Annotated in this window: 8 protein-coding genes, 25 tRNA genes and 2 rRNA genes; 1 reads left to right on the forward strand and 34 read right to left on the reverse strand. The window is 41.6% G+C overall.

The window, feature by feature from the left end; translation table 11 throughout:
- The 7 genes from IGJ34_RS13380 to licT form a co-directional block, all read right to left on the reverse strand.
- Complete coding sequence (locus IGJ34_RS13380) at window positions 1-318, reverse strand: cupin domain-containing protein (protein ID WP_069653570.1); 318 nt, start codon at window positions 316-318, stop codon at window positions 1-3.
- A gap of 190 nt (window positions 319-508) precedes the next feature.
- On the reverse strand, window positions 509-991 hold the full coding sequence (locus IGJ34_RS13385) for a nucleoside deaminase (protein WP_430597650.1): 483 nt from the start codon (window positions 989-991) through the stop codon (window positions 509-511).
- 27 nt (window positions 992-1018) lie between these two features.
- Complete coding sequence (locus IGJ34_RS13390; RefSeq protein WP_069653568.1) at window positions 1019-1777, reverse strand: tyrosine-protein phosphatase; 759 nt, start codon at window positions 1775-1777, stop codon at window positions 1019-1021.
- 126 nt (window positions 1778-1903) lie between these two features.
- Entirely contained in the window at window positions 1904-2725 is an 822-nt protein-coding gene (locus IGJ34_RS13395) for a histidine phosphatase family protein (protein WP_111247591.1), read from the reverse strand.
- A 16-nt stretch (window positions 2726-2741) separates the two neighbouring features.
- A complete protein-coding gene (locus IGJ34_RS13400) occupies window positions 2742-4175 on the reverse strand; it encodes a 6-phospho-beta-glucosidase (RefSeq protein WP_111247590.1) in 1434 nt (477 codons plus the stop codon).
- A 77-nt stretch (window positions 4176-4252) separates the two neighbouring features.
- Window positions 4253-6154 (reverse strand): beta-glucoside-specific PTS transporter subunit IIABC, encoded by a 1902-nt coding sequence (locus tag IGJ34_RS13405; protein WP_111247589.1) that lies wholly within the window; start codon window positions 6152-6154, stop codon window positions 4253-4255.
- A 145-nt stretch (window positions 6155-6299) separates the two neighbouring features.
- Window positions 6300-7139: a BglG family transcription antiterminator LicT gene (licT, locus tag IGJ34_RS13410; RefSeq protein WP_069654719.1), complete on the reverse strand. Its 840-nt coding sequence runs from the start codon at window positions 7137-7139 to the stop codon at window positions 6300-6302.
- Between the two features lie 385 nt (window positions 7140-7524).
- Between licT and IGJ34_RS13415 the strand changes: the two genes are divergently transcribed.
- Complete coding sequence (locus tag IGJ34_RS13415) at window positions 7525-8802, forward strand: ISL3 family transposase (protein WP_430597274.1); 1278 nt, start codon at window positions 7525-7527, stop codon at window positions 8800-8802.
- Between the two features lie 103 nt (window positions 8803-8905).
- Here the strand turns inward: IGJ34_RS13415 and IGJ34_RS13420 are convergent.
- The 27 genes from IGJ34_RS13420 to IGJ34_RS13550 all read right to left on the reverse strand — a co-directional run bounded on the left by IGJ34_RS13420 (window position 8906) and on the right by IGJ34_RS13550 (window position 14595).
- Window positions 8906-8977 (reverse strand) — tRNA-Glu (locus IGJ34_RS13420).
- 11 nt (window positions 8978-8988) lie between these two features.
- Window positions 8989-9062, reverse strand: a tRNA-Ile gene (locus IGJ34_RS13425).
- Between the two features lie 11 nt (window positions 9063-9073).
- Window positions 9074-9144: transfer RNA gene (locus tag IGJ34_RS13430), tRNA-Gly, on the reverse strand.
- A gap of 17 nt (window positions 9145-9161) precedes the next feature.
- A tRNA-Phe gene (locus IGJ34_RS13435) sits at window positions 9162-9234 on the reverse strand.
- Between the two features lie 13 nt (window positions 9235-9247).
- A tRNA-Asp gene (locus tag IGJ34_RS13440) sits at window positions 9248-9321 on the reverse strand.
- 54 nt (window positions 9322-9375) lie between these two features.
- Window positions 9376-9449: transfer RNA gene (locus IGJ34_RS13445), tRNA-Met, on the reverse strand.
- Window positions 9450-9533: 84 nt separating this feature from the next.
- A tRNA-Ser gene (locus IGJ34_RS13450) sits at window positions 9534-9623 on the reverse strand.
- Window positions 9624-9641: 18 nt separating this feature from the next.
- Window positions 9642-9713: transfer RNA gene (locus IGJ34_RS13455), tRNA-Glu, on the reverse strand.
- A 9-nt stretch (window positions 9714-9722) separates the two neighbouring features.
- Window positions 9723-9810, reverse strand: a tRNA-Ser gene (locus IGJ34_RS13460).
- A gap of 19 nt (window positions 9811-9829) precedes the next feature.
- Window positions 9830-9903: transfer RNA gene (locus tag IGJ34_RS13465), tRNA-Ile, on the reverse strand.
- A gap of 4 nt (window positions 9904-9907) precedes the next feature.
- Window positions 9908-9978 (reverse strand) — tRNA-Gly (locus tag IGJ34_RS13470).
- 12 nt (window positions 9979-9990) lie between these two features.
- A tRNA-Asp gene (locus IGJ34_RS13475) sits at window positions 9991-10064 on the reverse strand.
- A gap of 54 nt (window positions 10065-10118) precedes the next feature.
- Window positions 10119-10192, reverse strand: a tRNA-Met gene (locus IGJ34_RS13480).
- An 84-nt stretch (window positions 10193-10276) separates the two neighbouring features.
- Window positions 10277-10366, reverse strand: a tRNA-Ser gene (locus tag IGJ34_RS13485).
- A gap of 37 nt (window positions 10367-10403) precedes the next feature.
- Window positions 10404-10477: transfer RNA gene (locus tag IGJ34_RS13490), tRNA-Ile, on the reverse strand.
- 15 nt (window positions 10478-10492) lie between these two features.
- Window positions 10493-10566 (reverse strand) — tRNA-Met (locus IGJ34_RS13495).
- Between the two features lie 18 nt (window positions 10567-10584).
- Window positions 10585-10657: transfer RNA gene (locus tag IGJ34_RS13500), tRNA-Ala, on the reverse strand.
- Between the two features lie 12 nt (window positions 10658-10669).
- A tRNA-Pro gene (locus IGJ34_RS13505) sits at window positions 10670-10743 on the reverse strand.
- 9 nt (window positions 10744-10752) lie between these two features.
- Window positions 10753-10826 (reverse strand) — tRNA-Arg (locus IGJ34_RS13510).
- A 97-nt stretch (window positions 10827-10923) separates the two neighbouring features.
- Window positions 10924-11009, reverse strand: a tRNA-Leu gene (locus IGJ34_RS13515).
- A 15-nt stretch (window positions 11010-11024) separates the two neighbouring features.
- Window positions 11025-11096 (reverse strand) — tRNA-Gly (locus IGJ34_RS13520).
- Window positions 11097-11104: 8 nt separating this feature from the next.
- Window positions 11105-11177: transfer RNA gene (locus tag IGJ34_RS13525), tRNA-Thr, on the reverse strand.
- Between the two features lie 35 nt (window positions 11178-11212).
- A tRNA-Leu gene (locus IGJ34_RS13530) sits at window positions 11213-11294 on the reverse strand.
- 12 nt (window positions 11295-11306) lie between these two features.
- A tRNA-Lys gene (locus tag IGJ34_RS13535) sits at window positions 11307-11379 on the reverse strand.
- A gap of 6 nt (window positions 11380-11385) precedes the next feature.
- Window positions 11386-11458: transfer RNA gene (locus IGJ34_RS13540), tRNA-Val, on the reverse strand.
- A 14-nt stretch (window positions 11459-11472) separates the two neighbouring features.
- Window positions 11473-11588, reverse strand: a 5S ribosomal RNA gene (gene rrf / locus IGJ34_RS13545).
- Window positions 11589-11683: 95 nt separating this feature from the next.
- Window positions 11684-14595: ribosomal RNA gene (locus IGJ34_RS13550) — 23S ribosomal RNA — on the reverse strand.
- Between the last annotated feature and the right edge of the window lie 94 nt (window positions 14596-14689).

Consider the following 14689-nt stretch of genomic DNA (forward strand, 5'->3'; position numbering starts at 1 on the left):
TTATGCGCGTTCTACTAACATCCAAACAACCACTGCTGCTTGGTCCCCGTCGTTATAATTGATATGCCCTTCTCCTGCCTCGATCAACTGAGCATCGCCAGGTTTTCCTACCAAGTCTTGGCCGTCTTCTAAAATAGTATGCGCTTCACCCGAAACAACATAAGAATATTCATCTTGGTCATGTCTAGCAAATCCTTCTAATGGTCTTTTTTCTCCTGGTTGTAGGATAACTACACCCATTTGAACCTTTTCATTTGGTTGATTTTCTGCATCGAAAAAAATTGTCATTTCTTGAGGTAGTGATGGTTTAATGATCATATTTTACAGCAACTCCCTATACTTTTGTATGTAATTTTATTCATTATTACCTTTACTTTTCAATAAGTCAATAACATTTTTGAAAATTCTGACTTTTTATCTAACTTGTTAGATAAATTGTCTAACGTTAGAATGTGGAGCAACACTAAAACCAAGTTTTGCCCCACATTTCTATAAATGATTTCTATTTTTAATTCCAGTATCCTTGATGAACAGCAGCTGCTGCTTGTTCAACTTCTGGAAAAGGGCCAATGACTTGGATATTTTTTTGGCCATGATTCACTATTTCTTGCGAAGGTAAGTCAAACGTTGGGTTTTGCTCATTGTCACCCGTTAGTTCTAACAAACGTTTTTCAGTCATTGCATAAACAATTGTACCAATATTTCCCCAATAAATTGTGCCAGTGCACATCGCACATGGTTCAGCAGTAGTATACAATATACACTCCCATAAAAATTCTTTGCTATATTTTTGTGATGCTTTTGCTGCCAATGTAGTCTCTGCATGCCCCGTACAGATATTTTCAGTGATTTCGATATTTTCCTGTTCTAAAAGAATCATTCCATCTTTGTCCGCAAGCAATGCCCCAAATGGTGTATTACCATGTTCGCGAGCATTACGGGAAATTTCAATACATCGATTCAATAGGTCAATATGCTGACTTTTCATCATAACTAGTCCCTCTTCTTTCAATAATCTTTAATCAACAAAACGGTTATTGAATGCTTCTCTCGTCACTTTATCAATTCCAATTGCTTGTTTTAAATAAGTCGAAACATCCCCGTATTGCTTTTCAACGGTCTGATAAAAATTATCTAAATAACTGCTATCTACATTTAAAGCAACATGTAAAGCTTCTAAATTCGCTCCTTCTAAATCGGCTTCTTTCGCTTGTTCTAAAATCATTGCATTTTCTTTTTTTCTTAAATTATTAGTTAATAAATAATCAGTGTAAATAGCCTCTCTTGGTACGTCAAGCGTTTCTAATACCAGCAGTGCAGCAATCCCAGTACGATCTTTCCCCGCAAAACAATGGAATAGAATACTTTCTTCTTTTGGTAACGTTAAGATTTGTTCAAAAAATTTATTGTAGCCCTTTTGTGATGTCTGATTCAGAGCAATATCAGCATAAAGTTTTTCCATGTAAGCAGCTGATTTCTCAGGGGAGCCGATTTTAACAAAATCTTCAATTGATGCTCCTTCATCTTGAATATCTTCCAAAATATCAATATGGATATATTCTGCTTTTGGAATAGACATATCCGGACGCTCTTCGACTTCAGCTTCACTTCTTAAATCAATGATCTTACCTACACGGTATTTTGTTTCCAAACGTTGCTCATCATCTTTCGATAATGTAGACAACTCACCTGACCTTAAAAATACGTTCTTCTTAATTTGTTTCCCTTCTTTATTTTGGATACCACCGATATCACGAAAATTTGTAATAGTCACCATAATTTTTATCCCTTTTCTTTCTTTTTGTTCTTATTATACACAAAATTCGATCAAAATGGTTTCTTTGATCGAATTTTGTCTGAATAAGATTGAACTAAACAAGCTAGTTATTGTTCAACTGTTCTTCTATTTTTTTTGACCTGCTTCAACATAACTTAAGTCATTGATTTTTTCTAAAGTATAGTTTCCATCTTTGTATTTCACAGTACAGACACTTGCATTTTTTAAACCACCTTCGGGTATTTTATAGTCATCGAATAAGGTAGCAAGTAATGCAGAAATACTTAAACCATGCGAAGCAATCAAAATATTTCCTGAGCCTTCATTCTTCATTTCTTTTTCAACGATATCCTCTATCCCCGCTTTAAGTCTGGTAGTGATCGTCTTATAGTCCTCCGCTGGCCAATTGACTTTAGCTTCTTCTACATTTTTAGCATCTAATTTAGCTACGCTATTGGCAAACGATTCTGGCGTCATATTTTTCAAAAATTCTTCTAACGTTACTCCTTGATCGTCCGCTATATCTTGCCACATAGTGTGATTCAAATCACCTTCATATGTGCCAAAGTTGAATTCTCTTAAACGTTCATCTGTCATAACTTTTAAGTCTGATGATTTTTCATTTTCTTTTATGATTAGATTTGCCGTTTGAATCGCACGACCACTGTCACTACTATAGGCATTTTGGAAATCGACTGCTTTCAATCCAACACCTGCTGCTGTTACAACTTCTTCACCGGCTTTCGTTAAAACTGCATCTGACCAGCCCTGAACTCGATCGGTTGTATTTAGCATTGTTTTACCATGACGAACAATATACAAAGTCAACTCTTCTGGTGTCTTTTTAGCAACTGAGGTATCCTCTTTTTTAGTATTACCATTACCACATCCTGCCACTACTAACATACTTACTATGAAAACCCCTAATAGTTTTACTATCTTTTTCATTTGATTATCTCCTTTTTTATTCGTTGTTCAGATCTTCTCCATTCGTCGCAATCACTTTTTTGTACCAGTCAAATGATTTTTTCTTCGAACGGTTCAAGGTGCCATTTCCCTCATTATCGCGGTCGACATAGATAAAACCATAGCGTTTTTTCATTTCGCCTGTTCCGGCAGAGACAAGATCGATACAGCCCCATGTTGTGTACCCTAATAAGTCGACGCCATCTAGCTCTACCGCATCTTTCATCGCTTGGATGTGCGCTGCTAAATACTCGATTCGATAATCATCAATCACATTGCCATTTTCATCTGGTGTATCAACAGCACCTAAGCCGTTTTCAACAATAAATAATGGTTTTTGATAACGATCGTACAAGTCATTCATTGTCACACGCAATCCTAACGGATCAATCTGCCAACCCCATTCGCTTGCTTCTAAATATGGGTTTTTCACTGAAGCGAAAATATTGCCGGCTGTTTTTTCATTGACTGCTGGATCTGTTGATTGCACACGAGATGAATAGTAAGAGAATGAAATAAAGTCTACCGTATGTTCTTTCAGTAGTTCCAAATCACCTTCTTCAATCGGTAATACAATCCCGTCACGTTCTAACTCTTTCAGTGCATATGCTGGGTATTCCCCACGAGATTGCACATCGATAAAGAAGAAATTCTCACGATCCGCTTTTTTCGCTGCCCAAACATCTTCTGGTTTACAAGTATAGGCATAGTTTGTGCCTGCCGCTAACATACAGCCCACTTGGTTTTCTGGATCGACTTCATGCGCAATTTTTGTTGCGATTGCACTTGCCAACAATTCATGGTGAGCCGCTTGATATTTGACTTGTTCTTTGTTTTCGCCTTCTTCAAAGTAAAGACCAGCGCCCATAAACGGTGCGTGTAAAATCATATTGATTTCATTGAAGGTCAGCCAATATTTTACTAAGCCTTTGTATCGGTTGAAAATCGCGTGACATAAGTTCTCATAAAAGCCAACCATTTCACGGCTGCGCCATGCGCCATATTTCTCTACTAAATGCATTGGACAGTCAAAGTGCGTAATGGTTACAAGGGGCTCTATATTGTGTTTGCGGCATTCTTTGAACAAATCCTCATAGAACTTCAAGCCTTCTTCATTCGGCTCTGTTTCGTCTCCTAGAGGGAAAATACGACTCCAAGCAATCGATAACCGGTACGTCTTAAAACCCATTTCGCCAAATAGTGCAATATCTTCTTTATAACGATGGTACATATCGATCGCATTTTGAGCTGGGTAAAAATGGTCCTCATCAAACGCAAACATTTTTTTCTCGCCTGTGATCACTGGAAAACGATCTGGTCCAACAGGTGCTAGATCTACATTCGCTAACCCACGTCCGCCTTCTTTATAGCCACCTTCACATTGATTGGCAGCTGTTGCGCCGCCCCATAAAAAATCTTTTCTAAATGCCATTTCAAAATCCCTTTCTTTAAAAGCTTACAGCAAAACCAATCAAGGTTCACCGCAAGCTTCATTCTTATCTGTTATGTTTAAGTTAAACCAGTAATCAACGTATCATTTGAGGTAACTTCACGTTCTTGTGTCTCTACAATATCTAAATAATCATCCGTATTTGTCACAATAACTGGTGTCTCTACACTGTAGCCAGCAGCTTGAATCGCTTCAATATCAAAAGTGACTAACACTTGTCCTTTTTTCACTTTATCGCCTTGTGCTACTTTCCCTTCAAATCCATTTCCTTCTAGTTGAACGGTATCCATTCCAATATGAATCAGTAACTCCATGCCTTGATCAGATATCAAGCCAATTGCGTGCAGAGTTGGAAACAGGGTCATCACAGTGCCATCAAATGGTGCTCTTACTACGCCTTCTGTAGGTTCAATCAAAATACCTTTTCCTAAAGCTCCTTGCGCAAATGCTTGATCGCTTGCTTTGCTTAAGGGTAAAACACGTCCTTTAACTGGACTTAAAACTGCTTCTTTGATTGCTTTTTGTACTTTTTTGTTCTCTGTAATTTCTTCTACTACAGCATCATCTTTCCAAAAGAAGAAGGTTAATGAAAAACCAATAACCATAGCAATTAAAATAGCTACAAAAGAATGAATCATTCCGCTTGCGTTATCGCCATTAATAAAGTTTAAAACACCGAAAATTCCTAATCCACCCATTGTATAAGAAGTAACACTGTTAATCATCAAGTATAATCCACCAACTGCTGCACCAATCATTGAAAAAATGAATGGCGTTTTTTTAGGTAAAGTAATACCATAAATGGCTGGCTCTGTTACACCAAAGATTCCCGAAATAATTGCTGGTGGACAAAGAGCTTTCATTTTTGCATCTTTTAATTTGAAGAACATTGCCATAACAACTGCTGTTTGAGCAAAACTTGCCGCAAAAGAACCTACTAGTACCTGGCTCGCCCCTTCTTGGGTAATTTGCATGATTGCAAGTGGTACAACACTCCAATGTAAACCAAAAATAACCAGTACTTGCCAGAAGAAACCTAGAATCACACCGTACAATGCTGGAGAGAAGCCCATCAAAGCTTGGAAACCTGCACTTAGTAAATCTGTTAACATACTGATGATTGGTCCAATCACTAAAAAACCAATCGGTAATGCAATTAATAATACAAAGAATGGCACCAAGAACGTTTGAACCACTTCAGGAATAATTTTCTTGAAGAGTTTTTGAATTTGAGCTGCAAATGCAACAATAAAAATAATCGGTACAACACTACTTGTGTAACCAGCACCTACCCACGGAATACCTAAAAACGTGTCATAAGCAGGTAACCCTAACAAACTATAGGGTGCTGCTGCACCTGAACCTGCGGTTGTTTCAAAGGCTGCTTGTAATGCGCTTCCTTGAACCGTTGGATAACAAAGAGCTGCTCCAATAACAATTCCCACCATTGGATTTAAATTGAATTTTCTAGCTGCGGTATACCCTAGGATCACTGGCATGAAATAGAAAATTGCATCACCAATACCATTTAACATCGTATACGTTCCAGATGTAGCTGAATATAGTTTCAAGAAAACAAGTAAAGCATTTAGTCCTTTTACCATACCAGCAGCAGCTAATGCGCCCAGAAATGGTTGAAAACAGCCACTTAAAATATCAATTAAACGATTGAATAAATTACCACCAGATGATTCTTGTTCTGCATCTGCTGAAATTCCAGCAATACTTACAACATCCTCATACACAGCTGGGACATGGTTCCCAATTACTACTTGATATTGTCCACCGCTTTTCATTACAGTAACGACACCGTCCATGTTTTTTAACACTTCGTCATTTGCTTTTGATTCGTCTTTCAATTTAAAACGTAAGCGTGTAATACAATGTGTCAAGCTATTGATGTTTTCCTTTCCACCTACATTGTTAACAATTTTCTCTGCTAAATCATGATATTTTCCCATTTTTTATTCCTCCAAAGTTTAGTTTTTTACTACATTACTTTTGAAGGTTTAGCCAACTTAATGTCACTATCCAAGGGTCTTGCCGAACCGCTACTTCTATCCACCTTTCATCCTATTACTGATCTATCAATATTTAATAATCTCGCTAACTATTGGTTTGTATTACACGTGCAATGTGAATGATCAAATACATCTTTTCTTCCTTTGAAACAGTATAAGAATAACGTTCAGTTAAAAAATCAGCAATTTTATTCACACAATTATATGCATTACGATACTTTTTTTTGATTACTTCATATAATTCTCCATCATCTTCATCACGAAATTCTTTATGATTTAATAAACGATAAGCAAAAAATTTTAAATGAGTACTAAAACGATAAAAATAAACGGAATCTTCATTGAAAGTAATTTTAAAATGATATTTAACGATATTCGTGATCTCCTGCATAATTTTTGTTAATTCGTAAACATTGCCAACTTCTTCATCCATTTCAGCATTAACAAGATGTAGCGCAATGAACCCAGCTTCATCTTCTGGTAGCTGCACATCGAATTTTTCTTTAACCATTTCAACAGCTTTACTTCCAATAAAATATTCATCTGAAAAGAAACGCTTGATGTCCCATAATAAAAAATTTTTCACTTCAATTCCTAGTCGCATCCGTTCCAAGGCTGTATGAAGATGATCTGTTAAAGAAATAAAAATCGTGTCATTTAACTTCCGACCAAGTTTTGTTTTTGCATATTTAATAATGTCATCAGATAGCTGCATCACTTCCAATGGCAACTCTCCCAGTAACTCTTGAAATTTTAACGATGTATCCTGATTTGCTAAACGAAATACTTGATCTACCTGTTCTTCTGCAATAAAGTCTCCTATTTTTCTTTTAAATGCAATACCACGTCCCATCACAATTTGTTCTTGTTCATTCACATCCAACGTAATCACAACATTATTATTCAAAATTTTTTGAATAATCATTTTTTCGCTCCTTTCATAACGCCAACTCCTTTGATTGTATAAAAAGAAAAACCCAACCTTTCTAAATAAGAAGAGACTCTTCTTATTTAGAAAAATTAGGTTTAGCTTGTATTTAAACAATCACTATCCAGATATTCACTTGTTGTGTACAAACATAGAATACCTTATAGTAATAACAATGTCAACGTTTTCATAAAAATATTTTATAAATAAAAAAAAACATTATGCACATAGCAAAATGCTGGCTCTATAATATATTGTGTTGGTGGAAATCAAAAAAGATTTTCTACCAGCACTTTTTTGAGCATTTAAATACAAAAAAGGAACAACTAACTGATAAAATGAAATCGACAAAAACCACAAATCATCAGAAAGGTTGTTCCCTATGGATAAGAATACCAGATTATTGCTCGGACTTACAGACAAAAACCTCCGGTTTGAAGAAAATTGGTTGGAACAAAGACCAGTAAAAGGAGTGCAAGCTCAAGTGATTAAAGCCAAGCTGACCTATTCACCTACTCATTGCGAGAAATGTGGGCGCCTCAATCATGGACAAATCATCAAAAATGGCAGTCATACAACAACAGCTCAATTGCCTGTTTTTAATGAGCGCTTCACTCTATTAGAACTAAAACGGACACGTTTTCTTTGTCATGAATGTGGTGCTACTTTCCACGCTCATACAGAGCTGATTGAAGAACATCATCACTTATCTAAACAGCTTCAATACCAAATTATGCTTGACTTGAAAAAGAATGTTTCAAGAAAAATGATTGCTCAAAAACACTTTGTTTCAGACATAACAGTCCTTAGAATGATGGAGAGACTATCAAAAAATTATCGAACAAACTGGAACTTCCTCCCTAAAATTCTATGTATCGATGAATTTAAATCCATGAAATCTTGCCAAGGAAGTATGAGCTTTATTTGTGTGGATGGAGAACGGAATCAGTTGTTAGAAGTGCTGGAAGATAGACGACTATACAAATTGACCGCTCATTTCATGCGCTTTACACGTGAAGCTCGGCTACATGTAGCGTATCTCGTAACCGATATGAACGCTAGTTACCATCAACTTCTTCGAACGGTTTTTCCGAATGCTCAATTAGTGACGGATCGCTTTCATATCGTCCAACAAATGAATCGTACGTTGAACCAACTGCGAATTCAAACGATGAACCGTTTGAAAAGTTCTGAACCAAAACAATACCGTCGCTTAAAACGCTATTGGAAGCTACTATTGAAAGATTCCGATAAATTAGATATAAACTGTCGAGCTTATCAGCCCTTATTTAAACGGCCATTAAGTCAACAAGATATTGTCGATGAACTGTTGCACTATGATGATGTCCTACGAACAGGCTATGATACGGTTCAATATTTAAAATATGCTTTTTCTCATCGAGAACATACGCTCTTTTTTGAGTATCTTCAACAGCTAGATAATCAGCTACCACACTGGTTCAAAAAGAAATTACTCTTCTTTAACAAATATAAAGAAGGCATTAAGAATTCGTTTCGCTTCCCTTATTCTAATGGTATTACTGAAGGCTTAAACAATAAACTTAAGGTAATCAAACGGGTAGCCTATGGCTATCGAAACTTTTATCATTTTCGTTCACGTATTTATATTATTCAAGGTCTTATTTTTTCACAACAATAAAAAAGCCTGATAAGAATGTTCTATCCTTACCAGACTTTGATTTCTATTCAGTTTTTTGTTCACCAACACAATTTGACGTAGAACCAAAATGCTTCAATAGACATGACCCGTACGGGAATCGAACCCGTGATACCGCCGTGAAAGGGCGGTGTCTTAACCGCTTGACCAACGGGCCTTTTAAAATTATGGGCCTAAATGGACTCGAACCATCGACCTCACGCTTATCAGGCGTGCGCTCTAACCAGCTGAGCTATAGGCCCTTAAAGAAAAAAGCGGGTGACGAGAATCGAACTCGCGACAACAGCTTGGAAGGCTGTGGTTTTACCACTAAACTACACCCGCATGTTTCTTCTTTCAAATGGCGCAAGACAGAATCGAACTGCCGACACACGGAGCTTCAATCCGTTGCTCTACCAACTGAGCTACTGCGCCAAAAATTATAAAACGGTCTGGACGGGACTCGAACCCGCGACCTCCTGCGTGACAGGCAGGCATTCTAACCAGCTGAACTACCAAACCAATGTAACTGTATTGCATCACTTTATGTTACTATGCTTTTATATTTAAAAGCAATTGCGGGGGCAGGATTTGAACCTACGACCTTCGGGTTATGAGCCCGACGAGCTACCTGACTGCTCCACCCCGCGATAATTATAGTCCCTATTGACTATAGAAAGGTGTTAACATGTACTAATTCATCATCAATGCTAAAGCATTGTGATTCTTAGCAAAGGAGGATAAGGGATTCGAACCCTTGCACGGTTTTACCCGCCTGACGGTTTTCAAGACCGTTCCCTTCAGCCGGACTTGGGTAATCCTCCGAAATAAATATTAAAAAATGACCCGTACGGGAATCGAACCCGTGATACCGCCGTGAAAGGGCGGTGTCTTAACCGCTTGACCAACGGGCCGCTATGAAACGGAGAAGGAGGGATTTGAACCCTCGCGCCGGTTTCCCGACCTACACCCTTAGCAGGGGCGCCTCTTCAGCCACTTGAGTACTTCCCCAAGAAAATAATTTAAAAAATGGGCCTAAATGGACTCGAACCATCGACCTCACGCTTATCAGGCGTGCGCTCTAACCAGCTGAGCTATAGGCCCATAAAGCGGGTGACGAGAATCGAACTCGCGACAACAGCTTGGAAGGCTGTGGTTTTACCACTAAACTACACCCGCAATACTTTAAAACGGTCTGGACGGGACTCGAACCCGCGACCTCCTGCGTGACAGGCAGGCATTCTAACCAGCTGAACTACCAAACCAATGTAACTGTATTGCATCACTTTATGTTACTATGCTTTTATATTTAAAAGCAATTGCGGGGGCAGGATTTGAACCTACGACCTTCGGGTTATGAGCCCGACGAGCTACCTGACTGCTCCACCCCGCGATAATTATAGTCCCTATTGACTATAGAAAGGTGTTAACATGTACTAATTCATCATCAATGCTAAAGCATTGTGATTCTTAGCAAAGGAGGATAAGGGATTCGAACCCTTGCACGGTTTTACCCGCCTGACGGTTTTCAAGACCGTTCCCTTCAGCCGGACTTGGGTAATCCTCCGAAATAAAAAATACTACTATTCAAATCGTCACTACAATGGACCTTGTAGGACTCGAACCTACGACCGGACGGTTATGAGCCGTCTGCTCTAACCAACTGAGCTAAAGGTCCTTGGCTCTTAAAAAATCGCGGCGAAGGGGATCGAACCCCCGACCTCCCGGGTATGAACCGGACGCTCTAGCCAGCTGAGCTACACCGCGAAAATAATAAAGTACTAATGGAGCCTAGCGGGATCGAACCGCTGACCTCCTGCGTGCAAAGCAGGCGCTCTCCCATCTGAGCTAAGGCCCCACAAAAATAAAATCGGGAAGACAGGATTCGAACCTGCGACCCCTTGGTCCCAAACCAAGTGCTCTACCAAGCTGAGCTACTTCCCGTAGCTATAATGCACCCAAAGGGAGTCGAACCCCTAACCTCTTGATTCGTAGTCAAGCACTCTATCCAGTTGAGCTATGGGTGCTAAAGCAAGGATCAAAGTCAGATGTGTTCATCTGCTTCGTACTTGTCACATCTATTCTGTCAATTTTAGAATTGCCATTCATAGTGCTTCAAAGCAATGCCGAGGACCGGAATCGAACCGGTACGGTGATCACTCACCGCAGGATTTTAAGTCCTGTGCGTCTGCCAGTTCCGCCACCCCGGCGTTTTGAAAAGGCTAAGCGGAAAACGGGGTTCGAACCCGCGACCCCCACCTTGGCAAGGTGGTGCTCTACCACTGAGCTATTTCCGCAGTCTGGATGCCGGCTAAAGGATTTGAACCCTCGACCCTCTGATTACAAATCAGATGCTCTACCAACTGAGCTAAGCCGGCGTTATAATCGCCTAGTTATAAAACGAGACTAAAAATGCGGGTGAAGGGACTTGAACCCCCACGCCGTAAGGCGCTAGATCCTAAATCTAGTGCGTCTGCCAATTCCGCCACACCCGCAAAATATTTCTATGAGCCGTGCAGGGCTCGAACCTGCGACCCTCTGATTAAAAGTCAGATGCTCTACCAACTGAGCTAACGGCTCAAAAAATGGAGGTTGACGGGATCGAACCGCCGACCCCCTGCTTGTAAGGCAGGTGCTCTCCCAGCTGAGCTAAACCTCCAAGACAACACTTTAGCGTGGCGACGTCCTACTCTCACAAAGGGAAACCCTTCACTACAATCGGCGCTAAGAAGCTTAACTTCTGTGTTCGGCATGGGAACAGGTGTATCCTTCTCGCTATCGCCACCACACTGGGTGTTGTTGCTATTTAGTTGAGTGATTATTCACTCAAAACTGGATTGAAGTAGTAATCAAACATTCCGAAACTCTTTTTTATTTCGTTTCTTTGGTTAAGTCCTCGACCGATTAGTATTGGTCCGCTCCGTACATCACTGCACTTCCACTTCCAACCTATCTACCTGATCATCTCTCAGGGGTCTTACTTTCTTAAAGAAATGGGAAATCTCATCTTGAGGTGGGCTTCACACTTAGATGCTTTCAGCGTTTATCCCTTCCCTACATAGCTACCCAGCAATGCCCTTGGCAGAACAACTGGTACACCAGCGGTAAGTCCATCCCGGTCCTCTCGTACTAAGGACAGCTCCTCTCAAATTTCCAACGCCCGCGACGGATAGGGACCGAACTGTCTCACGACGTTCTGAACCCAGCTCGCGTGCCGCTTTAATGGGCGAACAGCCCAACCCTTGGGACCGACTACAGCCCCAGGATGCGACGAGCCGACATCGAGGTGCCAAACCTCCCCGTCGATGTGGACTCTTGGGGGAGATAAGCCTGTTATCCCCAGGGTAGCTTTTATCCGTTGAGCGATGGCCCTTCCATGCGGAACCACCGGATCACTAAGCCCGACTTTCGTCCCTGCTCGACTTGTAAGTCTCGCAGTCAAGCTCCCTTCTGCCTTTACACTCTGCGAATGATTTCCAACCATTCTGAGGGAACCTTTGGGCGCCTCCGTTACTCTTTAGGAGGCGACCGCCCCAGTCAAACTGCCCACCTGACACTGTCTCCCACCACGATAAGTGGTGCGGGTTAGAGGGTTCATAACACAAGGGTAGTATCCCACCAGCGCCTCCACCGAAACTAGCGTTCCGGGTTCATCGGCTCCTACCTATCCTGTACATGTGGTACAAACACTCAATATCAAGCTACAGTAAAGCTCCATGGGGTCTTTCCGTCCTGTCGCGGGTAACCTGCATCTTCACAGGTACTAAAATTTCACCGAGTCTCTCGTTGAGACAGTGCCCAAATCGTTACGCCTTTCGTGCGGGTCGGAACTTACCCGACAAGGAATTTCGCTACCTTAGGACCGTTATAGTTACGGCCGCCGTTTACTGGGGCTTCAATTCTGAGCTTCGCCGAAGCTAACCCATCCTCTTAACCTTCCAGCACCGGGCAGGCGTCAGCCCCTATACTTCATCTTTCGATTTTGCAGAGACCTGTGTTTTTGATAAACAGTCGCTTGGGCCTATTCACTGCGGCTGACCGAAGTCAGCACCCCTTCTCCCGAAGTTACGGGGTCATTTTGCCGAGTTCCTTAACGAGAGTTCGCTCGCTCACCTTAGGATACTCTCCTCGACTACCTGTGTCGGTTTACGGTACGGGCAGTTGTTTTCTCACTAGAAGCTTTTCTTGACAGTGTGACATCAGGAACTTCGGTACTATTATTTCCCTCCCCATCACAGCTTGTCCGTATAGAGTAAAGCATTTGACTCTACTCAAGACTTACTGCTTGGACATGCACTTCCAGTCGCATGCATTCCTTAGCCTCCTGCGTCCCTCCATTGCTCAAACAAAAACAACTGGTACAGGAATATCAACCTGTTGTCCATCGCCTACGCCTATCGGCCTCGGCTTAGGTCCCGACTAACCCTGGGCGGACGAGCCTTCCCCAGGAAACCTTAGTCATACGGTGGACGGGATTCTCACCCGTCTTTCGCTACTCATACCGGCATTCTCACTTCTAAGCGCTCCAGCCGTCCTCACGATCGACCTTCAACGCCCTTAGAACGCTCTCCTACCATTACACCAGAGGTGTAATCCACAGCTTCGGTAATATGTTTAGCCCCGGTACATTTTCGGCGCAGGGTCACTCGACTAGTGAGCTATTACGCACTCTTTAAATGGTGGCTGCTTCTGAGCCAACATCCTAGTTGTCTGTGCAACCCCACATCCTTTTCCACTTAACATATATTTTGGGACCTTAGCTGGTGGTCTGGGCTGTTTCCCTTTCGACTACGGATCTTATCACTCGCAGTCTGACTCCCGGATATAAATGAATGGCATTCGGAGTTTATCTGAATTCGGTAACCCGAGATGGGCCCCTAGTCCAAACAGTGCTCTACCTCCATCATTCTTAATTCCGAGGCTAGCCCTAAAGCTATTTCGGAGAGAACCAGCTATCTCCAAGTTCGTTTGGAATTTCTCCGCTACCCACAGCTCATCCCCGCACTTTTCAACGTACGTGGGTTCGGTCCTCCAGTGCGTTTTACCACACCTTCAACCTGGCCATGGGTAGATCACATGGTTTCGGGTCTACGACTACATACTCATTCGCCCTATTCAGACTCGCTTTCGCTGCGGCTCCGGCTCTTCACCTTAACCTCGCATGCAATCGTAACTCGCCGGTTCATTCTACAAAAGGCACGCCATCACCCATTAACGGGCTTTGACTTGTTGTAGGCACACGGTTTCAGGATCTATTTCACTCCCCTTCCGGGGTGCTTTTCACCTTTCCCTCACGGTACTGGTTCACTATCGGTCATTAGGGAGTATTTAGCCTTGCGGGATGGTCCCCGCGGATTCCGACGGAATTTCTCGTGTTCCGCCGTACTCAGGATACTCCTAGGTGTTGCCAACATTTCGTCTACGGGGCTATTACCCACTTTGGCGAACCTTTCCAGGTTCTTCGACTATCTTGACAGACTACCATATCGGAGTCCTACAACCCCAACAAGCAAGCTTGTTGGTTTGGGCTCTTCCCGTTTCGCTCGCCGCTACTCAGGGAATCGAATTTTCTTTCTCTTCCTGCAGGTACTTAGATGTTTCAGTTCTCTGCGTCTACCTCTAACCAGCTATGTATTCACTGGAAAGTAACATCCTATAAAAGATGCTGGGTTTCCCCATTCGGAAATCTCTGGATCATAGCTCACTTACAGCTCCCCAAAGCATATCGGTGTTAGTCCCGTCCTTCATCGGCTCCTAATGCCAAGGCATCCACCGTGCGCCCTTATTCACTTAACCTGATGACCTTGCGGTCAATTGTTTGGTTCGTTTCTCTAGCGATAGAGGCGTCACCAATAAAATAAGCTTCGAACTATTTTACTTAAAAAACTCA

Source organism: Enterococcus sp. AZ177, from assembly GCF_050544585.1.
GTDB classification, from domain to species: Bacteria; Bacillota; Bacilli; order Lactobacillales; family Enterococcaceae; genus Enterococcus_L; species Enterococcus_L plantarum.